The organism is Curvivirga sp., from assembly GCF_965219885.1.
Classification (GTDB): domain Bacteria; phylum Pseudomonadota; class Alphaproteobacteria; order UBA8366; family Aestuariispiraceae; genus Curvivirga.
In genome coordinates this window covers 235,606-257,272 of record NZ_CBDCOT010000009.1, presented here as the reverse complement: position 1 = coordinate 257,272, position 21,667 = coordinate 235,606, and the positions used below count along the sequence as shown (strand labels likewise).

The following is a 21,667-nucleotide window of genomic DNA, read 5'->3' as shown; positions in this document are numbered from 1 at the left end:
TTAGCCTCCAGTCACGGGTGGAAAGAAGGCAACTTCGTCACCGGATTGTACAGCTGCACTGAAATCTGCAAATTCCTGATTAATGGCAACTTTGATTGCGGAAGTATCTTTGAAGGCGTCGGCATAATGATCACCTTCGCTTTTTAACCAATCCACCAATTGTGCGACAGTTGTTACATTGGCAGGAATATCTTTGCGCTCTTCGCCTGTACCTATTTTCTGACGTAACCAAGCAAAATACAAAATCTTCATAATGTTAATAATCCTTCAATTGGAAGAAATAATACTTGCTGATCCATTTTCGGGTTTTCCAAATCAGTTCTCAATAACATGAAACCATCTGCACCTTCCAAAGAAGAAAGGATTGCTGCGCCACTTTTTCCAAATCGCTTAACGTAAGGAAGGCCAGCTGTGTTGAATTCACCTGTCAAACTACAGCGTAAATATTCTTCGCGTCCTGCTTTCTTTTTAATGTCTTCTGCCAAGATAGATGGGAAGCGCATCGGGAATTTTAAAGACATGCCTGATAAAATTTGAATGATGACCCGGCCTACCACATTACAGGTGAGGAACGCCGCCACTGGATTGCCTGGCAATCCCAAGACTGGTGTGGATTTTCCATCTTGTTGTAATAGACCCATTCCCACAGGTCGGCCGGGTTTAATTGCTAATTTCCAAAAATTTAAATTACCATTGGCTTTGATAGTGTTGCAGAGATGGTCTTCTTCCCCCACAGACATACCAGCACTGCTTACCAGCAGATCGTGATCTCTTGCAGCTTTCAAAAACGCCTCTTCCATAGCTTTTGGATCATCAGGTAATATGCCCAGATCAGTTACGTCACATCCCCATCCTTCAAGTAAAGAAAGAAGCATGGGACGATTGGCATCAAAAATCCCGCCGGTTGGCAAATCTGTACCCGGTTCATTTACTTCGTCACCGGATGAAAATAGCGCGATCGAAAGCTTTTTGTAGACGGGTAGGTTTGCGTAACCTTGTGCAGCAGCAATTGCGATTTGAGGGGCTGTTAATTTTTGACCCGCTTTTAGTACAACCTTACCCGCTCGCATATCTTCGCCTGCATTACGGCTATTTGCGCCTTGTTTAATGCCAGGAAGCAGCGTGACTTTACCATCGGTCTCAATTGCATCTTCTTGCATCATTACCGTATCTGCGCCTTCTGGCATGGGTGCGCCAGTGAAGATACGGATGGCTTCTTTTTCTGCCAATGGACGTCCCAGAAACTGGCCAGCTGCGATACGGGCGCCTATAGGTAAAATCGTGTTTTCGGAACCAGAAAGATCACTAAATCGAACGGCATATCCGTCGACAGCGGAATTGTTGTGAGGAGGAACATTGTGATTGGCAATAATGTCTTCAGCCAAAATATGATTCTGGCATTCCGCCAAAGGGCGCAAAACCTTCTCAACTACAGGAACTAAATTTTCTTTTAGATGTTCGATCGCTTGCTCCAGTGGCAAAAGCGCACCACCCGCATCAAAACAACAATCTGTTAATTGGGCCATATCGGTCCCCTTACGCCAAACCTGTATGATCTACGATAAAATCTAAAACTTCTTCCAGATTATTCAAGTCTAGTAATTTACAATGATCCGGAAGGTTTGGGATATGTTCATCACTTGCAACTGCAACAATATGATCATCTTGTAGGGCAAGTAAATCTTTGCCAATGCTTGGTCGGTGGATTTCAAGTTTGTCAATTGGATCAAACTTGAAACCTTCCACTAGCAATAAATCCACAGGGGTCATCTTAGCGATAAGTTCATCTAACGTCGGTTCAGCTTCTTTTCGTAATTCATGGAGTAGAGCCCATCTTGACCCTGATGCTACCATGACCTCAGTAGCACCTGCATGACGATGTTCGTATGAATCTTTACCTGGTGTATCAATGTCGAAGTTGTGATGCGCATGTTTGATTGTTGAAAGCTTAATTCCTTTTTGGATTAATGCGGGAATTAATTGTTTCACAAGGGTGGTTTTACCACTACCACTCCACCCGGCAAGGCCGAATACTTTCATTTTATTTGTCCTGATTTTTAAGAGCAGCCATATCAGTTTCAGTCATGTGACGTAAACCAGCACGTAAATAGTCGAAGCCTGTAATAACAGTCAAGACGGCTGCAGCCCAGATCATTGCACGTCCGATATCATGTGCAGGTAAAATGTTTTCAGCTGCATTTCCGATGAGCAAGAAGCCTAAAGCTAACATTTGAATGGTTGTTTTCCATTTTGCGAGCTTACTAACTGGAACGCCAATTTGCACTTCCGCTAAATGTTCACGTAATCCCGAAACGGTGATTTCACGAATAAGGATAATCAGGCAGGCGATGATATCTACGCCATCTAATTGACCCGTTGCTGCAACCATTAAAATAATAGAAGCAACCAATAATTTATCTGCTATTGGATCTAAGAAACGTCCCAAGTTTGAGACTTGATTCATGGAACGCGCAGCCCAACCATCAAAGAAATCTGTAATGCATGCAACTACATAAAGGCCAAGCATCACCCATCGGATAGTCGGGCTGTCAAAAAAGAACAGCACAACGATCGGCGGTATCACAAGAATACGTGATAAGGTAAGCAAATTTGGGAGGCTGGTGATCATTCCCTCAAGACCCTGTAAGAAGCAGTTTTTCTATTCTATGCATTAAACCTGTTAGACAGCTTTTATAACGGCAAAGGCCTCAACGCAAATGTTTATCCTATATAGGTTTAATTAACTGTTATGAAAGTGGTTGTAGATTTTTTCTGCGACGGCTTCAGATATACCTTCAACAGCACCCAAGTCTTGAATGCCTGCACGGGAGACAGCTTTGGCAGAACCAAAATGCAGTAATAATGCTTTCTTACGTTTTGCGCCAATGCCTGCAATTTCATCCAGTGGATTACGTCCCATATCTTTCTTGCGTTTCTTTCTATGAGATCCAATTGCGAAACGATGTGATTCATCACGTAAGCGCTGGATGAAGTATAAGACAGGATCTTTGTGATCCAACATGAAGGCAGGCTTGTCCGGTAAATGAATTTTTTCACGTCCCGCATTACGTTCTACACCTTTCGCCACACCCATAACGGCAATCTCATTTAGTAAGCCAAGTTCTTCCAGCACTTCAATTGCTATATTTAATTGCCCAGCACCACCATCAATGATGAGTAGATCGGGCCAATTATCGCTGCTTCGTTCTGGATCTTCTTTGAGAGCTCTTTTAAAACGGCGTGTTAACATCTCACGCATCATGGCAAAATCATCACCGCCAAATTCACCGGCTTCTTTACCAGCAGTTTTGATGTTAAACTTTCGATAGGCGTTTTTCATAAAGCCTTCAGGGCCCGCAACGATCATTGCGCCGATCGCACTGCTCCCTTGAATATGACTGTTATCATATACTTCAATACGGTTAAGAGTAATTTCCAATTTAAGCTTTTCTGATAAAGCATCTAATAGGCGACGCTGTGAAGAACTTTCAGCTAAGCGTCGTTCCAAAGCTTCTCTCGCATTATTTTCTGCATAGTCCAGAATCTTACGACGATCCCCGCGTTGTGGCTGCGTAATAGTAACCTTACGCTCGCTGCGTTGTGTAAAAGCCTCGCATAAAAGGTCAATTTCAACAGGCAATGTATTGGTTAAAATCTGCTTGGGGATGGGTTTGTTATCATAGAACTGCCCGATAAATGCCGCCATAACTTCTTCTAATGGTGCCTCTTTCGCATGATTGGGGAAATAGGATCTGTTACCATTATTTCTGCCTCCACGGAAAAAGAAGACTTGAATGCAGCTTTGACCACCTTGGTGATACAACGCCATTACATCCGCATCGGCAACACCAGATAGATTAATATCTTGTTGTGAATGGATTTGTGCCATGGCGCGAATACGATCTCGTAAAGCTGCTGCTTTTTCGAAATCCAGTGCTTCACTCGCTTTTTGCATATCATCTACAAGCTTGTTTTGGATTTCCTGACTTTTCCCAGAAAGGAAATCGCGGGCTTGTTCGACGGTCTCGGCATATTCCTGTGGGGATATTTTATCTACGCAAGGGGCGGAACATCTTTTGATTTGATATTGTAAACATGCACGACTGCGGTTGCTGTAAACACCATCTGAACATGTGCGAAGTAAGAAGGCACGTTGAAGGACATTAATCGTTCTATTGACCGCCCCGGCAGAGGCAAAAGGACCAAAGTAATCTCCTTTTATCTTGCGGGCGCCACGATGTTTGATGAGTTGCGGTGTTTCATGATCTCGACGAATAAGGATATCTGGAAACGTTTTGTCATCACGTAGCAAAACATTATAGCGAGGCTTAAGCTTCTTGATGAGGTTGTTTTCCAGTAATAAAGCCTCGACCTCCGTATGACAGACTACAAACTCCATAGTTTGAGTAAGAGCAATCATACGCTGGATACGGATGGTCAACTTGTTTGGGCGTGTATAACTCGCAACGCGTTTTTTTAAGCTATTCGCTTTTCCCACATATAAAGGTTGTCCCGATTTATCCAACATTCGATAAACGCCTGGGCTATCACCCAAATGCACCAAATAAGATTTAATAACAGCGACACCACGTTCCAATCTGGTAATGGATTGATCCTGATCTTGTATATTGTTTTCAGTTTGTTCTGAATTTTTTTCGATGTTTTCGGACATGATTTCATTCGAGTTGGAGTTTTAAGAATTACATAAAAATTAATCTATCTCACTGATACTTTGGCAGGAATCCTCATTTGTGACAACTATCCACGATTCCTGTGGATAACTTATTGGATAACTTGGGGGCCGAAACAGCAAACACGGAGTTTTGCTTTGCTTCGACCAGTTTGCCTAAAAAATAGGCAAATTTTTTAAGTTATTGATTTTAAACGTCAATAATAAAAATCAAATGTAAACAAATTATTAAAATAGTTCCACAACGGGATTATTTTAACATTTGCATAATGCAATTCAAGCTTGTGAAAAACTTTTGCTCTAAATTGCATAGAATTACAGGATTAAAGGAATTTCCCGCAAAAAAAATGAGGAAAATTATTCTTTAATGATGACGCCATCTTTAGGTTGTGCCCAACCTAAATGCTCTCCCCCGTCAAGAAGAATTAACTGTCCGGTAGTTGAACGACTCTTCAATAAAAACAGAATTGCGTTTGAAATGTCGTCCAACGGGGTTGGGCGTTCTAATGGAATACTTTGCCATTGTTCTTTGAAATCTTCATCATCCTGTCTCTGGTTTGGTAAAGTTGGGCCAGGCCCAATGGCATTTACCTGGATTTGAGGAGCCAATGCACTGGCCATTGTCTGTGTCAAAGTCCATAATCCGGCCTTTGATAAAGTATATGACATGAAATGTGGGGTTAGATTTAAGACACGTTGATCAATCATATTGATAATATGACCGTAACCCGTATGGTTTGCTAAGGCTTGAGATAGAATAAAGGGAGCCCGCAAATTGGTTTCCATATGCAAATCCCAGCTTTTGCGAGTGACATTTGTAACATCATCTTCTTCAAAGAGAGATGCATTATTTATCAAAACACTTGGCTTCCCAAATTGCTGACAGATATGTGGAAGAAGGGATTGAGTTTCCTCCTCTTTGGATAGATCAGCCTGAAAACACGCGGCTTGCTGTCCCAAAGATAGAATTTCCGTTTTTAAACTTTCTGCTTCTTTACGTGAACCATTGTAATGGATCGCGATATCGTATCCCGCTTTTGCAAGTTCTAATGCGATATGCCGACCAATGCGTTTGGCCGCACCTGTTATAAGAGCAATTTCAGTCATATGTTCTTTGTAGGGTTTGTTTTTTACGAATTCAAGTCACTAAAAGTTTGATTTTTGACACTTAAAAAGAAAGGCTTGTCAAATTCATGACAAGCCTTTCTACGAAACATTTTGCTAAATAGATTTATTCAGCTGCTGCCGCGCTATATTCACGTCCGTGAACTTCTGCCTCATAGGCATCTATCATATAGCGGGATAGCTTGCCCGGCGTAAATTTATACTCATCACCAATAGATTGGATTGGCGTAATTTCTACAGCCGTACCCGTTAGAAAGGCTTCGGAAGCTTTTGCCATTTCTTCTGGTTTGATATGACGTTCTACGATTTCATAACCACCGCGTTTCATTAACTCAATAGCAGTTCGACGTGTAATACCATCTAGGAAACAATCTGGTGTCGGTGTGTGAACTTTACCATCATCCATCAAGAAGAAGATATTGGCCCCAGTAGCTTCCGCCACATAGCCACGATAATCAAACATCAGAGCATCGTCATAACCTTCGCTCTCAGCTTTATGCTTGGATAACGTGCAAATCATATACAGACCCGCGGCTTTTGAATCAGTAGGAGCTGTATTTGGCGCTGGTCGTTGCCAATCAGAAATACGCATACGAAGACCCGCCATTTTAGCTTCGGCAGAGAAATATGCAGGCCAATCCCAAGCTGCGATCATGACATTGATTTTTGTTTGTTGCGCGGATACACCCATTTGTTCAGAGCCACGCCAAGCGATTGGGCGAATATAACCATCTTTGATGTTATTTTTTTCTAGAAGTTCTTTGGTTGCGCTATCGATTTCATCCATGCTGAAAGGAACTTCGAAATCGAGAATATTTGCTGACTTAAATAAACGTTCTGTATGCTCACGAAGTTTAAAAATCTCTCCGTCATATGCGCGTTCGCCCTCAAAAACTGCCGATGCATAATGTACAGCATGGCTTAAGACGTGCAAATTTGCATCACGCCATTGGATAAACTCTCCATTCATCCAGATAAATCCATCGCGGTCATCAAAAGGGACAAGGCTCATGATAGTGCTCCAATTTCTTATCAAACCTACAAAAGAATGCGTTTAAGTTTCTTAATCATGCAAAAAGCAGGTGTAACTGAATTGCATTCCTTGCGTGTTGTCTATAATTTACCAAACAGAACAGGGTGTTAGTGTAAGGTATATTTTAAATTGTTGTAATTTTGTTACTCAATGATAAAAGATATGTTCTTATATTTCATTCATAACGTGGTCCGTGTAACATCGTAAGGCATATATGTCAATATGACTGACATAAAATCTCATCCATTTCGCCCTCTTGCCAACTCACCGGCTAAGGCATCAAAATCTCATGCAAATCCGCTTTTTTTACGCGAAGAAGTCGTGCGACAAGGTATTGAAATGCTGTTTTATGCCTATCGTGATTTCATTGAAGAGCCAGATGAAGTTCTTCATGATAAAGGTTTGGGGCGCGCACATCACCGTGTGATTTACTTTGTTGGTCGTTATCCGGGAATGACAGTTTCTGATTTGTTAGCCATATTACGCATTACAAAACAAAGTTTAAGTCGTGTTTTAGGCCAATTGGTGGATGAAGAATATATTGTACAAAAAACAGGGCCTGTTGATCGCCGACAGCGATTGTTAGAGTTAACAGATAAGGGGAAAGAGTTGGAAAGCGAATTAACAGCTATTCAACGTAACCGAATCGAAGCAGCTTTTCGGGAAGCTGGGGCTGAGGCTGTAGATGGTTTTTGTCAGGTAATGATGGGGATTATTTCAGATCCAGACGACAAGGCTCGTTTTTAAAATTATATATTTAGGTTGGCTGAATGGTAGAAGAAACACATATTCTTGTTGTTGATGATGATGCGGAAATCCGTGATTTGTTACAACGTTTCTTGTCCAAGGAGGGATATCGTGTCACTGTGGCAGAAGATGCTGTAGATGCAAGAAATAAGCTGGCATTTTTTGAATTTGATTTGTTGATTGTAGATGTGATGATGCCGGGGGAAACAGGTTTGGAATTTACTGAATCTCTTAGGACAAAGACAACGGTACCAATTCTAATGCTGACAGCTATGGGGGAGACAGAAGCTAGAATCGCAGGCTTAAAAGCGGGCGCGGACGATTATCTGGCAAAACCGTTTGAACCGATGGAGTTGATTTTACGGATTCAATCAATACTGCGCCGTTCTTTCACCATGCCGGAAACGGATCCTAATTTAGAAGATAGCCGAGAGATTAAGCTTGGTATGTCGATCTTTGATATGGATCGTGAAATTCTCCTGCAAGGAGAGGCGACAATAAAGTTGACCACAACTGAAATCGCTTTGTTAAAGGCTTTGGCTGAAGTGAAGGGGGAAGTGATGAGCCGAGAAGAACTTTGTGAAAAGTCCAACGTGGATTCGGCAGGACGTACGGTTGATGTTCAAGTAACACGTCTACGTCGTAAAATTGAACCGGATCCAAAAAATCCGCGCTATCTTCATACGGTTCGGGGACAAGGTTATGTCTTGCGACCAGATAATTAATTTAAAAATAGGCAGCGGCTACAAAGCTCTGTAATCTTCTCGCATGAGTATTTCAAACGCCCTAATAAGTTTAAGACGTCTGGTCAAATTAGCGCTTCCACGAAGCCTTTACGGGCGCGCTTTGCTAATCATAGTGACACCTTTGATTTTGTTACAGGTGATTACAGCATGGATTTTTTATGATCGTCATTGGGATACTATTACCTGGCGTCTGGCTTCTGCGTTAGCCGGTGATATCCAACATGTGCTGTGGGAAATCAAAGAGCGCCCAGAGATGGCAGATGTTATTTTCGAGCAAGCACATGAAAATATGAACTTGCAATTCATCTTACAAAAAGGTGAAATTTTACCAAATGAGCTTCCACATAATAATGGTTTGTTAGATCGCTTATTGGCAAAAGCTTTGGATGAAAGAGTAAGGCGCCCTTTCCTAATCGATAGCTCTTCCTTTAAAGAAGAAGTTATCATCGATTTTCAGTTGGCAGATGCTGTTTTAACCGTTGTTGCACCGGGGAAACGTTTATTTAGTTCTACAACGTATATCTTTATTACTTGGATGGTTGGCACTTCCTTGATTCTATTTGCTGTTGCTTCAATTTTCATGCGCAATCAGGTGCGCCCAATTAAACGTTTGGCGGACGCGGTGGATAGTTTCGGTAAAGGTCGAGATCCCGGGAGAGAATTTAAACCAGGTGGTGCTTCGGAAGTACGAACAGCTGCAAATGCTTTTAATCGTATGATGAACCGCATTCGTCGCCAAATCAGACAGCGTACAGATATGCTATCAGGTGTTAGCCATGATCTAAAAACGCCTTTGACCCGCATGAAGTTACAACTTGCATTGATGGAAGACAGTCCCGATTCTGAGGCATTGAAATCTAACCTTCAAGAAATGGAAAAAATGATCGAAGGTTATCTAACTTTTGCCAAAGGTGAAGGAGGAGAACCATCAGTTGAATATGATATGTCTGATATGCTTTCCACCTTAGCAAAAAACTGGCGTAGTGGTGGAGTTAATATTGACTGTCATGTAGAGGGACATTTGATTGCAGATGTGAAACCTCAAGCGCTTCGTCGTTGTGTTGATAACCTGATTTCCAATGCTAATCGTTACGCAGAAACTATTTGGTTAAGTGGCGGTATACGTGGGGATGTATTGGAAATTGTTGTGGATGATGATGGGCCTGGTATTCCTGAAAATGAGCGTGAAAAGGCATTTCGTCCATTTTATCGTATTGACGAATCTCGCAATACCAAAACAGGTGGAACTGGATTGGGATTATCAATTAGCCGCGATGTTGCACGTGTTCATGGCGGGGAAATTTATTTAGAAGAATCCCCTTATGGTGGATTGCGTGCGCGGATACGATTACCGCTTTAGCCAGCGAGTACTTGACGAGCTTTTTCCAGATCTTCAAGTGTGTCGACACCAAGTGGCACAGTTTTGACCAAAGCAGCATCAATACGCATACCAGCTTCTAAAGCGCGAAGTTGTTCAAGCTTTTCCCGCTGCTCCAGCAAGCCTGGAGGCATAGAAACAAATTGTTTTAACGCTTCACGACGATAGCCATATAATCCAATATGGTGGTATAATGGACCCTCCCCAAAAGGAGCAGTTGCACGTGTGAATGTTAAAGCACGCGCAATATGGTTTCCTTGTTGAAACGCAAGATACGCCTTCACCACATTAGGATTGGTTTTTTCTTCTTCTTCAGTGATTTCTGCAACCGCTGTTGAAATATCAACTGCGGCATCTTTCAATGGTTCGGCAGTCGCTTCTATCACATGCGGGTCGAGTGTTGGTAAATCGCCTTGAACATTGATAATAACGTCATATTTTCCTTCAGGGTCATATGCTTCAACTGCGGCCCATACACGATCTGAACCAGAAGGCAGGTCAGGATCTGTCATAATAGCTGTACCGCCATGTGCCTCGATCGCATCAACGATTTCCTGGTCACCGGCGGCGACAATGACAGGACCAGAATTGGATTCTTCTGCACGTTTCAAACATTGGACAATCATCGGTAATCCAGCAATATCCGCCAAAGGTTTGTTTGGTAGGCGGGTTGAAGCCAATCGAGAGGGGATGACGATGAGAGAATTCATGTTAAAATCCTAAAAAAAGAGCGTTTTAACGGAAAAAATGCGTCGATAAGCTTATCGGGCATTGATTTGATCGTGACTAGAGGATATACCCCAAAGGTGAAGGAACAATCAACAATGTTTGTTCTAAGAATTTTATGCGTATTTTAGGGGTTCCAACTATATAGGGAATAAAAATACGCGGGATCGATATCGAATAAGAGGGCTTGAACATGAAAGACGCTCTGCTGATCAATAAAGTAGCGGCTGCGGTTATCGGCGCAATGTTGTTGGCAATGGTTGCCGGCGCGTTGTCTAGTATCCTATACCAACCAGATCAAATCGCAGAAAATGCTTACCCAATTGAAGCTGGTGCTGCGACAACAGAAACAGCGGCAGCAGCACCTGCTGGTCCAGAACCTGTATCTGCGTTATTGGCATCTGCTGATACTGCAAAAGGTTTGAAACTGTTCAAGAAATGTGGCGCATGTCACACATATGAAAAAGGCGGCGCTGATAAGGTTGGTCCAAACTTATGGAACCTTATTGATCGTGTACAAGGTGGCGTAGATGGTTTTGGCGGATATTCCAAAGCAATGGCCGCATTGAAAGACACAGGCAGCACATGGTCTTATGAAGAATTGAACGCATTCTTGGCAAAACCTAAGAAATACTTGAAAGGCACAGCGATGAACTTCGGTGGCTTCAAGAAAGTTAAGGATCGCGCAGATATTATCGCTTTCTTACGTGAACAAGCTGATAGTCCTGTAGCATTGCCATAAGGTCGAGAGATCGGTATAGAAAAGGCGGCGCTTTTAGCGTCGCCTTTTTTTTATCTATAATCTCAATCACTTCTTATAGTTAAGGATTTTCTAATGACGCAAATCATTCCGCTTGAGATCATCCAGCTTGCAAATAAATTAGCAGATACAGCTGCGCCAATCGCACGACAGTATTTTCGTCAGCCCTTGGATATTGTGGCCAAAGCAGACGAAAGCCCGGTGACGATTGCAGATCAAACCGCCGAGTTGGAAATGCGTAAGGTGATTGAGGCAACTTTTCCTTCCCATGGAATTTATGGGGAAGAACACGGACAAGTACGTCTAGATGCAGATTATGTATGGGTGTTAGATCCAATTGATGGAACGGCGGCCTTTATTACCGGCATGCCAGTATTTGGCACTTTGATCGCTGTATCTATGGCGGAAATTCCTGTATTGGGAGTTATTGAGCAACCGATTACGAGAGAGCGTTGGGTTGGTGCGAAGGGGCACGTTACTACCTTAAACGGGGAAACTGTTCAGACAAGTGGATGTACTAAACTTGAAGATGCACGTATGTATATCACCACATCAGATATGCTGACCACAGATGATGAACGGGCTAAATTCCAAAATTTACGTCAATCTGTTCGCGTGAATCGTTTTGGTGGCGATTGTTATTCCTATGGTTTATTAGCGGCAGGACAAGTTGATCTTGTATTTGAAAGTCAGTTACAGCCCTATGATTTTATGGCACTTGTGCCTGTAATTGAAGGTGCTGGTGGTGTGATGAGTGATTGGGATGGCAATCCTTTAACTTTATCTTCAGGACCGCAAGTTATTGCAGCGGCCACAAAAGAATTGCATAAACAAGCGTTAGAAAAAATTCATTCCGCATAAATGGAAAGATGTGTAATCTAACCACGACTATTAATGTTGGAATAGGGAAAGAAATATGGGGATTATCACGGATGTTGTCCTGCCACTAGCCTTGGCATTTATTATGTTCACATTAGGGCTTGGTTTGACGGGTGAAGATTTCAAACGTGTCTTTACACAGCCTAAAGACTTTATTGTAGGCATGTTATCACAAGTTATCGTCTTGCCAATCGTTGGTATTGCTTTGGTTATCCTATGGGGGGATAACTTGGCGCCGGAACTTGCAATGGGTGTCATGTTAATCGCAGCGGCGCCAGGCGGGGCGACATCAAATATCCTTACCTCTTTGGGGCGTGGAGATGTGGCTTTGTCAGTTTCCATGACAGCAGTTACCAGCCTACTTGGCTTGTTAACAATACCCCTGATTATTGGTATGTCATATGAGTATATTTTTGGTGCTAGTCAAATGCAGGATTTTTCTATCACTAAGATTGCCTTGAGCATTTTTGCAATTGTGACTGTTCCAGTATTATTAGGCATGTTGTTACGTCGTTTAGCAACAGGAGCTGCATTAAAATTCGAACCAATCGCAGGGAAAATTTCTACAGCCTTTTTCATTCTTGTATTGATTGGCGCAATTGTAAAAGAGCGCAACAATGTTGTGTCATACTTTGCTGATGCAGGTCTGATCACATTATGTCTAAATGTTGTGATGATGTTTTTGGCGTTTTATTTGGCCAAGCTCATTAAGTCAGGATTTAAGCAACGGGTGGCGATCTCAATCGAATGTGGATTGCAAAATGGTACTTTAGCCATTGCCATTGGTAGTTTGTTATTTGCAGGCGGGGTCTATATCATTCCAGCAGCGATTTATAGCCTGATCATGTTTGCAACATCACTAGTGATGGTGTTGATCTGGCGTCGCCATTCAGAAGCTTAAGAGAGTAATTTTATAATTGATGGATTATTCAGCCGCATCTTTCGCGGCTTCCATCATCATATTAGCAAATTCATGCAAATAAACAGAGCCTTTAACGGTGCGTTGAATATTAACGGAACGACGATCATTCTCATCTGGTTTCCGTTTGACCATCCCTAATTCAGATAAACGATCCAAAGAGCGTGTAATAGCAGGTTTGGAAATGTTTAATTTTTCTGCCAAGCCGCGAACGGTATGCGGCATAGGTGTTAGATAAACAGTTGTCAAAACAGCCATCTGGCGTGCGGACAAATCTGGTGTATCTTTACGTACTGATTCAGTGATGGCACCTTGCCAAATGGACAGGACCTGATTTTGTGTGAGGTTAAGGCTCATATCGATTCCGTTACGACTGTTTCTTGAAAACTACCGATGGTTCGGAAATTGTTCAAGTCCGATTACGTAAAATTATTTATACTTTTCAGCCAAATATGCATATAGAGCACGGATTCCCTGTGCTTCACCGCCTTTAGGGCGACCATTCTTTGTAGATAAATTATAGGCCATAAGATCAATATGTGCCCATGGTGTCTCAGTACCTACGAAATGTTCAAGGAATAATGCGGCCGTAATCGCACCGCCATATCCACCTGCGGAAATATTTGAAATATCAGCATTATCATTGTCGAGCATCTTTCTATAGGGGGCATGAAGTGGCATGCGCCATAGCGGGTCCGAATCGGTGTCAGATTTATTTAGAATGCTATTTACCATTTCATCATCGTTACAAAAGACTGCAGGCATATCAGTACCGAGTGCGACACGTGCGGCTCCGGTTAAGGTTGCCATATCTATAAGAAGTTCCGGTTTGTCTTCCACGGCTTCTGTAATGGCGTCGGCAAGGACCAATCGTCCTTCTGCATCTGTGTTGCCAATTTCAACGGTTGTTCCATCACGAGACGTTAGAATGTCCATAGGACGGTAACTGTCACCTGAGACTGCATTTTCCACGGCAGGAATTAATACAGTTAGATGAACATTCAATTCATTTGACATGATCATACTGGCAAGGCCCAGAATATTGGCTGCGCCTCCCATGTCTTTTTTCATGGTGAGCATATATTGCGACCCCTTAAGGTCTAGGCCGCCCGTATCGAAACAAACACCCTTACCAACAAGCGCGATTGCCGGATCAGATTTTTTACCCCATGTAAGTTTGATCAAACGAGGTTCCCGTCCCTCCGCAGCAGCACGCCCTACTGCATGAATCATTGGATAATTCTCGCTAAGTAAGTCATCGCCAACAATGGCGCTAAACTTCGCTTTATAATCCTTGGCTAATTTCTGTGCTTCTTTAGCAAGTTGAGCAGGACCCATATCTTGGGCAGGCGTATTGATTAAATCGCGGGTTAAATAAATGCCTTTAGCAATGTTGATAATTTCACTTCCTTCAAAATCAGAAGGAATAACCAATTCCACAAGTTTTTCATTTTTCTTAGACTTGTAGGCATCAAAATTATATAGCCCCAAAGCCCATCCCAGCATAGCTGCTTCAATCTCATCATCTTCCATATCGTCGGGTAGTTGATAGCGACCTGCAGGTAATTTGGATACAATACCACCCCAAGACCAATGAGGTTCATCTTCATCAATGCCAACAAGTATTTTGATAGACTTATCATCAGATGGAATCATCAAAATACTGCCAGATGCGGCTTTATACTGATTGGCCTCTACCCAGTTTTTATGATCTTTTCCTTCGTCATCTAACCAGCCGGATAAAACATCCTTCGTAACCGGCAGAAGGGTTATGGTTTCGTCATTTTTTTCTGATACGAAAACATTCATGGAAAGCAGCCTTTATTGATCTGTGAATCTTTGGTCTTATATGGTCGTCAATTGTAAACGGCTACCTTGATGGTGCAAGCCTCTATTTCAAATAAAGGAACTGAAAAATGAAGCAGTTATTGCTTGTGATCGGAAACAAGAATTATTCATCCTGGTCTTTACGTCCATGGTTGGTGATGAAATTCGCCAATGTTGATTTCGCTTGCGAGACAGTGCCTTTATTGACCGAAGAAGGAACAGCAAGAATTAGAAGTGAAAGTCCCAATAGAAAGGTTCCCTATTTAAAGACGGATGATATGATTCTTTCTGAATCCTTGGCGATCGCAGAATATATTGCGGAGCTTTATCCTAACAAAGGCCTATGGCCTTCCGACCCAGTTAAGCGGGCTAAGGCACGATCAATCTGTACAGAAATGGTCGCAGGATTCTTTAATCTTCGAAATGAAATGCCGATGAATGTGCGTCGGCGTAATAAACCCATAGTGCTCTCTGAAGCAGCCTGGGGGGATGTGAAGTTGATGGAAGCACTCTGGAAAAATACACGTGATACATATGCCCAAGCGGGCCCGTTTTTATTTGGGGAACGTTCTATTGCAGATGCGTTTTTTGCACCCGTTGTATGGAGGTTTAACAGCTATATCTCCAAGAAAGACTTACAACCAGAAACACTGCAATATATGAAGGTTATGATGGCTATACCGGAGATGCAGGGATGGGCTGCTATGGCTAAGGAGGAAAGCTGGAAAATGGAAAGTAATGAAATTTAAAATGAAAAGGGAGGCAAAGATGCCTCCCTCTTGTTGAGATTAGTTTCTGCCTGCAATTACGCCACCATCAACATCCCAAATCGCACCCGTCACCCAATTTGCTTCGTCAGATAATAAGAAGTCGATAACTGAACCTACATCCTTTGGCTGTCCAATCCGACCAATAGGATGAAAATTATTAAAACTGGCAAGGGTTTCGGGAATTTCGTCTTCTTCAATGAACGACTTATAGATCGTTGTTTGAACAACGGCCGGAGAAACGGCATTTACACGGATATTCTCATCAGCTAGTTCCATTGCCATATGTTGGGTGAGAGCGTGTAAACCTGCTTTTGCCATAGAATAGGCGGATGAGGGAGTCGCTTTGATCGCTTGTTTTGCCCACATAGATCCGATATGGACAATTGAACCTCCATTATTACTTTTCATGTTTTTTGCGACTGCTTGCGAAATAAAGAATATTGCTTCGTTGATATCCATATAAGCTTTGTAATCTTCAAGACTATGATCGAGAAATGGAACAGGATTAAAATAGCCTGCTGCATTCACAAGATGTTTGATATGGCTTTGATGCTTTTTAATTGTTTCCGCAAATGCTGATACAGCTTCACGATTATATAGATCAAGAGGCATAAGTTCTATTTCTACTTGATCACCAATTTTTGCTTTGGCCTCAGATAGGCTGTCTTTATCACGTGCCACCAATATCAGATTTACACCCCGATTAGCTAATCTTTTAGCGGTGTCTAAACCCATTCCTTTTGACCCACCGATAATTAATGCTGTTTCTGATGTCATTTTCTATCTCCTTTCAAATTTAATTTATCTACTAATAGATAGATAAAAATATAAAATCAAGAAATTTATCTACTGATAGGTAGATAAATCGAATAATACGAATTGAACATTGATAAATTAGGCAATTTATTTTCTTAGTAAATTGACTGCCTGATTAGTAGCAACTTGGATGTAATCTTTATTGTTGCGGGTACGCGCTATTAAAATAGCACCTTCTAAACTTGCAAGAAACGCTATGGCTGAATCAGAGATAGATGGAACCTGCTTTAAATCTCCTTCTTCAATTCCTTGACTAATCGCTATAGAAATCCATGCTTCGGTTTTAGCATAAAAACGTCTTAATTCTGCAGTCCCTTCTTCCGGAAGCGATAGAATTTCTGAAGAAAGCATGCCGCATAGGCAAAGCTTATTTGCGTTGGATACATCTATGAAGATTTTGCTGATTCCTTCAAGTTTTTCCAACCCACTTTTACATTTTGCGTTTATGCTATCCAACTCGGATAAAAAGCGATCCGTGTATCTTTTGGCAATGGCGGTTGCTAAATCCTGTTTGGTAGGAAAATAGTAATGAATGCTTGATGTTTTAACACCAACTTCACGCTGAATATCTTTATAGCTAAACGCATTAAATCCAACTGTCTGAGTTAGATTTTCCGCGATATCTAAAATTTCAAGAGCTGTTTTATTAAGAGACATTGGTTACCTATGATGTTCTATCTATAGATAGATATGCAGTATAACCTATTCATCTGTCCAATAAAATTTGAACTCGTAAAGAAAAGGATTCCCATGCAATGCAAGAATCCTGTCCTTATAATTTATAAATCGTTGAAGTCTGCGTAACGGCTTTCAACCAGACGCATCAAAGCGGGCCATTCGGGCGCGTTTTTATTAAAGCAGTTCCAACTTTGCTGATACGCCTTTTCTTTAATTTCCTCAGGCACGTCGCGAACAGGTTTACCAGAGGCCATCAACATCATCTGAACCCTACATGCGCGTTCCAGATAATACATCCGAACAAAGGCCTCACCGATACTTTGACCACAAGTGAGTAGGCCATGATTTCGTAAAATCATTTCCATACCATCTTCGCCAAGATCAGCAGCTAAACGTTGTTGTTCGTCCAGATCAACAGATAAACCTTCATAATCATGATACTTCATACGACCATGGAACATAAAGCCGTCTTGTGTAGTCGGAACGAAACCTTCTTCTAGTGAAGAGACAGCCAAACCGCCCTCGGAATGTGTGTGTAAAACACATTGCAGATCATGACGCGCTTTATGAATTCCACTATGAATAACAAAGCCTGTGAAATTGGTTGGAGAATCCTCTAATCCACCCACCGTGTTTCCTTCAATATCCACTTTAACCAGATTGGAGGCTGTGATTTCATGATACATATACCCCATAGGGTTGATGAGGAATTCTTCGGTTCCGGGTATCTTGGCGGAGATATGGTTCCAGATAAGTTCGTCCATACTGTAATGAGCGATTAAGCGATAACATGCGGCAAGTTCAACGCGTGTTTGGCATTCTTCCGCAGAAATTTTATCGGTGTTAAGTGTTTTATTCATAGTGACTTCCCCTGTTCATATCTTTCTTGAGTTTGATCAATTCTCAAAAATTGGCTTGATAAGGCCTAGTTTGTTATGTGATGAAAGATCAAAATTTATCTATTTATCTTGTTCAAGTAACTTCCATCGGTGAGCTTTATGACTGCATCTGCTTCTTTAACTCATAATGTTGCCATTATCGGCGCAGGGCCTGCTGGTTTAATTGCAGCTCAAAAGCTAGCTGAAGCAGGTGTTAAAGTTGTGGTTTATGAAGCCAAACCGTCAGTTGCTCGTAAATTCCTTTTAGCAGGAAGAGGCGGGTTAAATTTAACTCATAGCGAAGATATCTTGTCTTTCTTATCCCGTTATGCAGAAGGTGAAAGCTGGGTGAAAGATTGGATCGCAGGATTTTCGCCAGAAGATTTGCGCGCGTGGTCGCAGGATTTAGGTGTTGAGACCTTTATTGGAACAAGTGGGCGTGTTTTCCCGGAAGATTTCCGTGCGAAAGGTATATTGCGCGCATGGCTTCAGCGCCTGGGGCAACTAGGTGTCGAATTAAAAACAAACCAGCGATGGGTAGGGTTCACCACTGACGGCGTTACGATGCAGGAGAAGGAAGGGGATCACTACGAAATCCGTCCAGATGCAGTCTTATTTGCCTTAGGTGGTGGCAGTTATGCTCATATGGGTGCAGATGCGAAGTGGATACCAATCTTTCAAGAGCAAGGCGTAGACGTAACACCACTACAGGCATCCAATGTGGGATTTAACGTACCTTGGTCAGATTTCTTTAAAAACAGTTTTCAGGGACAACCTCTTAAAAACATAGCCTTGAAGATTGATGGTAAACGTAAGCCGGGTGAGGCGATGTTGACCCGATACGGGATTGAAGGAAATGCCATTTATGCGTTAAGTGCTTCATTGCGTGATCAAGTTAAGCGTGATGGTGAGATGATCCTTAAAATTGATCTGAAGCCATCTATGAATGAAACACATTTGTTAAATAAGTTAAAGTCGGGTCCAGGACGAAAATCTTTATCATCATATTTGAAGTCTCAGTTAAAGCTAACATCTCAGGCGGTCGCCTTATTACGGGAATTTACGGATTCCGCTGAGCTATCCGAAATGCCCAAGTTGGCCGAGATCATCAAAAACTGTCCTGTGAAATTAACCGGGCTTGCATCGATGGATAAAGCGATTTCCACAGCAGGAGGCATTAAGCAATCATCAGTCGATAAGAGTTTAATGTTAAAAGCTTGCCCCGGATATTTTGTGGCTGGAGAAATGTTAGATTGGGAGGCGCCAACTGGTGGTTACTTACTACAAGCTTGCTTTTCCAGCGGTGTTTATGCAGCAAAAGAAATCATAAGATATTTAGATCAATAGAATTAGGCTCATCCGCCTGCATAGTGAAGAATAACTTTTCTATGATGTGGAGCGTGACGATGTTCGAACAGGTATATACCCTGCCAGGTTCCTAATACGGATCGACCATGGGAAACCGGAATTGTAAGGCTAACATCCGTCAAGGCTGATTTGATATGTGCCGGCATATCATCAGGGCCTTCACAAGTATGTTTATACCAAGGCTCGTTTTCAGGCACATAACGTTTAAAGAAATTAGTTAGGTCCGTTTTTACATCAGGATCAGCATTTTCCTGTATTGTAAGAGAACAGCTGGTATGGCGGCAAAATAATGTTACCTGTCCAACGGAAGCTTGAATTTGTAAAAGCCAGTTTTCCAGATCATAGGTGAATTCATACAGGTTTTGCCCCTGCGTTTTGATCACCAATTCTGTTTGTTCCTGACGTAACATTTTATTTAGATATTTGTTGCTTCAAAATTATTTCGAGACATCAGTTCTTCAATATCCCAACTCCAGCGGTCTTTGGGAAAAGTAACATACACAGTTGTACCTTCGCTTATGACGCTTTCCAGATGTAATTTGCCTTGATGTAAGTTCATAAATCGTTGTACGAGGCTTAGGCCTAACCCTGTCCCTTCCACATGTCGTGTTAGGGACGTATCAGCCTGTCCAAATGGTTGAAGGACTATCGGAATATCTTCTTCTGCGATTCCAATACCTGTATCTGCAACGGAGATTTCTAAACATCCATCGATATCTTCACGCAAGCGAATAGTAATTGTACCTCCGCTCTCAGTGAATTTTACGGCATTGGAAAGAATATTTAACAGGATTTGTTTAAAGACGCGACGATCGGCATTCAATATCGGATCACGATCAATTTCAACCAAGTTTACAGTTAAGCCATTTTTCGCTGCGCGTTCCTTGATAAAACGAAGACAACGTTCAACTTCAACATGAGCTTCAAACATTTCCTCTTCTAGATGGTATTCGCCTGCTTCAACTTTGGACATATCCAAAATGTCGTTAAGAATTTCCAGAAGGTGACGTGCACCATCATTAATATCGTCTACATATTCTTTATAGGATGGAACACCCATTGGGCCGAATAGTTCATTTTGTAGAATCTCGGAAAACCCAATAATAGCATTCAGTGGGGTGCGGAGTTCATGACTCATATTAGCCAAAAATTCTGATTTTGATCTATTGGCAATTTCTGCAGCTTCTTTTGCCTGATTTAATTCACGGGCGACGGCATTATGTTTCGACATGTCCGTATGAATACTGCCAATACCAACAATTGCGCCCTGCATATCTCTTAAAGGAAAACGCTGTGTCATCGTGGTAACTACACTACCATCTTGCAGGCGCACATTGGCTTCATATTCAATAGATTCACCAGTCTGGATTATTTTCTCTTCTTCTTGGAAAATTTGATCGGCTTGTGGCGCGTCAATAAATTCGTGAACTGTTTTACCTAATGTAGGTAAGTTCTTGGGATTGAAAATCTTGTTCCAATGTTTATTCGTCGTGACAAATTTCCTATCAACATTCTTATAGGAAATTGCGTTAGGCATATTTTCTATGAAATTTCTAAATCGACGCTCGCTGTTATAAAATGCAATTGTTTCTGTATCAGGATGAGCAATGCGGTGGACATAACCGTCAAAGCTGTCTTCACCTGTAGGTTCAATTACCAAACGTAAATTATATTCTGATACTTGTTCGGCCGCTAAACCAAATGCCATATCAAATTTGTTTTTCTGCTTTAAGGCACCGTCAAGGCTTAGTTTTACATATACAAAATCAGATGGCGTTAAAATTTCGGTTAGTTGGTAGATGTCTTCAGGTAAATCTGTTTTATTGTCTATTGAGAGGATTTGACCGAGGTTGGATGTGGCTGATAAAATTTCACCATCTTGATTTAGCTTGATCATCGCCATGTTCATATGGTCAAGCATAGCGCTAAAATCACTGATTGTAAGATCCAGCTTCGGCATTGTTTTTAAACCTCAATATAACCTATAAAATGTCGTCTTGATCAGACACTAAATTGGTTAGGGCTGAAAGGTCACGACGCAGATTTTGTCGACTGACGAGCTTCTTCTGCGCAGGAAGTGGTAAATCCGTGAAATTGATAATGTTCTTTTTCACTAACACATCAATTAAATCTTCAATGATTCGTGACATGGCCGCATCAGATTGTGCCAATGCACCATGAACGTCATCTGGTCTATTTTGAAGAAGGAATTCTTGTACTTCAGGATGACCATACGGCAATTGTTCAGATTCCAAAGCGGTTTGGTGATCTGAGACCGTAACAATATAACCTTTTTCATCACGTGTAACGTAAGGCATTGGTATCCT

23 protein-coding genes and 1 pseudogene are annotated in these 21,667 nt (G+C 41.8%); 8 read left to right on the top strand and 16 right to left on the bottom strand.

Annotated elements, in window-relative coordinates:
* From moaD to ACOQOA_RS06760, 7 genes and pseudogenes are all read right to left on the bottom strand, one after another.
* Entirely contained in the window at positions 1–252 is a 252-nt protein-coding gene (gene moaD, locus ACOQOA_RS06790; RefSeq protein WP_420547888.1) for a molybdopterin converting factor subunit 1, read from the bottom strand.
* A complete protein-coding gene (gene glp / locus ACOQOA_RS06785) occupies positions 249–1,526 on the bottom strand; it encodes a gephyrin-like molybdotransferase Glp (protein WP_420547887.1) in 1,278 nt (425 codons plus the stop codon). Before glp ends, moaD begins: the two co-directional genes overlap by 4 nt.
* 10 nt (positions 1,527–1,536) lie before the next feature.
* Complete coding sequence (gene mobB / locus ACOQOA_RS06780) at positions 1,537–2,040, bottom strand: molybdopterin-guanine dinucleotide biosynthesis protein B (RefSeq protein WP_420547886.1); 504 nt, start codon at positions 2,038–2,040, stop codon at positions 1,537–1,539.
* A 1-nt stretch (position 2,041) separates the two neighbouring features.
* A complete protein-coding gene (gene pgsA / locus ACOQOA_RS06775; protein WP_420547885.1) occupies positions 2,042–2,629 on the bottom strand; it encodes a CDP-diacylglycerol--glycerol-3-phosphate 3-phosphatidyltransferase in 588 nt (195 codons plus the stop codon).
* Positions 2,630–2,740: 111 nt separating this feature from the next.
* Positions 2,741–4,627, bottom strand: a complete 1,887-nt coding sequence (uvrC, locus tag ACOQOA_RS06770; protein WP_420550094.1) for an excinuclease ABC subunit UvrC — start codon at positions 4,625–4,627, stop codon at positions 2,741–2,743.
* A gap of 420 nt (positions 4,628–5,047) precedes the next feature.
* Positions 5,048–5,803, bottom strand: a pseudogene (locus ACOQOA_RS06765) (SDR family oxidoreductase); the annotation flags it as partial.
* Positions 5,804–5,921: 118 nt separating this feature from the next.
* On the bottom strand, positions 5,922–6,827 hold the full coding sequence (locus tag ACOQOA_RS06760; RefSeq protein ID WP_420547884.1) for a branched-chain amino acid aminotransferase: 906 nt from the start codon (positions 6,825–6,827) through the stop codon (positions 5,922–5,924).
* A gap of 243 nt (positions 6,828–7,070) precedes the next feature.
* On the opposite strand from ACOQOA_RS06760, the gene ACOQOA_RS06755 reads away from it, so the two are divergent.
* From ACOQOA_RS06755 to ACOQOA_RS06745, 3 genes are read left to right on the top strand one after another with little or no spacing between them, the layout of a single operon-like run.
* A complete protein-coding gene (locus ACOQOA_RS06755) occupies positions 7,071–7,595 on the top strand; it encodes a MarR family winged helix-turn-helix transcriptional regulator (protein WP_155155128.1) in 525 nt (174 codons plus the stop codon).
* Between the two features lie 23 nt (positions 7,596–7,618).
* A complete protein-coding gene (locus tag ACOQOA_RS06750; RefSeq protein WP_420547883.1) occupies positions 7,619–8,320 on the top strand; it encodes a response regulator in 702 nt (233 codons plus the stop codon).
* A 43-nt stretch (positions 8,321–8,363) separates the two neighbouring features.
* Entirely contained in the window at positions 8,364–9,701 is a 1,338-nt protein-coding gene (locus tag ACOQOA_RS06745; RefSeq protein ID WP_420547882.1) for an ATP-binding protein, read from the top strand.
* Here ACOQOA_RS06745 and ACOQOA_RS06740 read toward each other — a convergent pair.
* Positions 9,698–10,429, bottom strand: a complete 732-nt coding sequence (locus ACOQOA_RS06740) for a 3-deoxy-manno-octulosonate cytidylyltransferase (RefSeq protein ID WP_420547881.1) — start codon at positions 10,427–10,429, stop codon at positions 9,698–9,700. The two genes, ACOQOA_RS06745 and ACOQOA_RS06740, sit on opposite strands and share 4 nt — an antisense overlap.
* A 209-nt stretch (positions 10,430–10,638) precedes the next feature.
* Here ACOQOA_RS06740 and ACOQOA_RS06735 point away from each other — a divergent pair, with 209 nt between their 5' ends.
* The 3 genes from ACOQOA_RS06735 (at position 10,639) to ACOQOA_RS06725 (ending at position 12,985) form a co-directional block, all read left to right on the top strand.
* Positions 10,639–11,187, top strand: coding sequence for a c-type cytochrome (locus ACOQOA_RS06735; protein WP_420547880.1), 549 nt, complete (start codon positions 10,639–10,641; stop codon positions 11,185–11,187).
* A 93-nt stretch (positions 11,188–11,280) separates the two neighbouring features.
* On the top strand, positions 11,281–12,066 hold the full coding sequence (gene hisN / locus ACOQOA_RS06730) for a histidinol-phosphatase (RefSeq protein ID WP_420547879.1): 786 nt from the start codon (positions 11,281–11,283) through the stop codon (positions 12,064–12,066).
* A 55-nt stretch (positions 12,067–12,121) separates the two neighbouring features.
* Positions 12,122–12,985, top strand: coding sequence for a bile acid:sodium symporter family protein (locus ACOQOA_RS06725; protein ID WP_420547878.1), 864 nt, complete (start codon positions 12,122–12,124; stop codon positions 12,983–12,985).
* A gap of 24 nt (positions 12,986–13,009) precedes the next feature.
* Here ACOQOA_RS06725 and ACOQOA_RS06720 read toward each other — a convergent pair whose 3' ends face one another.
* Both ACOQOA_RS06720 and ACOQOA_RS06715 read right to left on the bottom strand, forming a co-directional pair.
* A complete protein-coding gene (locus ACOQOA_RS06720) occupies positions 13,010–13,360 on the bottom strand; it encodes a MarR family transcriptional regulator (RefSeq protein WP_155155135.1) in 351 nt (116 codons plus the stop codon).
* 72 nt (positions 13,361–13,432) lie between these two features.
* Entirely contained in the window at positions 13,433–14,812 is a 1,380-nt protein-coding gene (locus ACOQOA_RS06715; protein WP_420547877.1) for a leucyl aminopeptidase family protein, read from the bottom strand.
* A 107-nt stretch (positions 14,813–14,919) separates the two neighbouring features.
* On the opposite strand from ACOQOA_RS06715, the gene ACOQOA_RS06710 reads away from it, so the two are divergent.
* Complete coding sequence (locus ACOQOA_RS06710; RefSeq protein WP_420547876.1) at positions 14,920–15,579, top strand: glutathione S-transferase family protein; 660 nt, start codon at positions 14,920–14,922, stop codon at positions 15,577–15,579.
* Positions 15,580–15,618: 39 nt separating this feature from the next.
* On the opposite strand, the gene ACOQOA_RS06705 is transcribed toward ACOQOA_RS06710, so the two are convergent.
* The 3 genes from ACOQOA_RS06705 to ACOQOA_RS06695 all read right to left on the bottom strand — a co-directional run bounded on the left by ACOQOA_RS06705 (position 15,619) and on the right by ACOQOA_RS06695 (position 17,954).
* A complete protein-coding gene (locus ACOQOA_RS06705) occupies positions 15,619–16,377 on the bottom strand; it encodes an SDR family NAD(P)-dependent oxidoreductase (RefSeq protein WP_420547875.1) in 759 nt (252 codons plus the stop codon).
* Positions 16,378–16,503: 126 nt separating this feature from the next.
* Positions 16,504–17,073: a TetR/AcrR family transcriptional regulator gene (locus ACOQOA_RS06700; protein ID WP_420547874.1), complete on the bottom strand. Its 570-nt coding sequence runs from the start codon at positions 17,071–17,073 to the stop codon at positions 16,504–16,506.
* A 122-nt stretch (positions 17,074–17,195) separates the two neighbouring features.
* The gene (locus ACOQOA_RS06695; protein WP_420547873.1) at positions 17,196–17,954 is read right to left on the bottom strand and encodes a class II aldolase/adducin family protein; all 759 of its coding nucleotides are present in this window, start codon (positions 17,952–17,954) and stop codon (positions 17,196–17,198) included.
* A gap of 138 nt (positions 17,955–18,092) precedes the next feature.
* Here ACOQOA_RS06695 and ACOQOA_RS06690 point away from each other — a divergent pair, with 138 nt between their 5' ends.
* Positions 18,093–19,319: an NAD(P)/FAD-dependent oxidoreductase gene (locus ACOQOA_RS06690; RefSeq protein ID WP_420547872.1), complete on the top strand. Its 1,227-nt coding sequence runs from the start codon at positions 18,093–18,095 to the stop codon at positions 19,317–19,319.
* Positions 19,320–19,327: 8 nt separating this feature from the next.
* On the opposite strand, the gene ACOQOA_RS06685 is transcribed toward ACOQOA_RS06690, so the two are convergent.
* Genes ACOQOA_RS06685 through ACOQOA_RS06675 form a run of 3 tightly spaced genes read right to left on the bottom strand, consistent with a single transcriptional unit; the run spans position 19,328 to position 21,658 of the window.
* Positions 19,328–19,750, bottom strand: a complete 423-nt coding sequence (locus ACOQOA_RS06685; protein ID WP_420547871.1) for a secondary thiamine-phosphate synthase enzyme YjbQ — start codon at positions 19,748–19,750, stop codon at positions 19,328–19,330.
* Between the two features lie 5 nt (positions 19,751–19,755).
* Positions 19,756–21,300, bottom strand: a complete 1,545-nt coding sequence (locus ACOQOA_RS06680; RefSeq protein ID WP_420547870.1) for a PAS domain-containing sensor histidine kinase — start codon at positions 21,298–21,300, stop codon at positions 19,756–19,758.
* 22 nt (positions 21,301–21,322) lie between these two features.
* Positions 21,323–21,658 carry a hypothetical protein gene (locus tag ACOQOA_RS06675; RefSeq protein WP_420547869.1) on the bottom strand — a complete coding sequence of 112 codons (336 nt, stop codon included), beginning with the start codon at positions 21,656–21,658 and terminating at the stop codon, positions 21,323–21,325.
* Positions 21,659–21,667 lie beyond the last annotated feature (9 nt).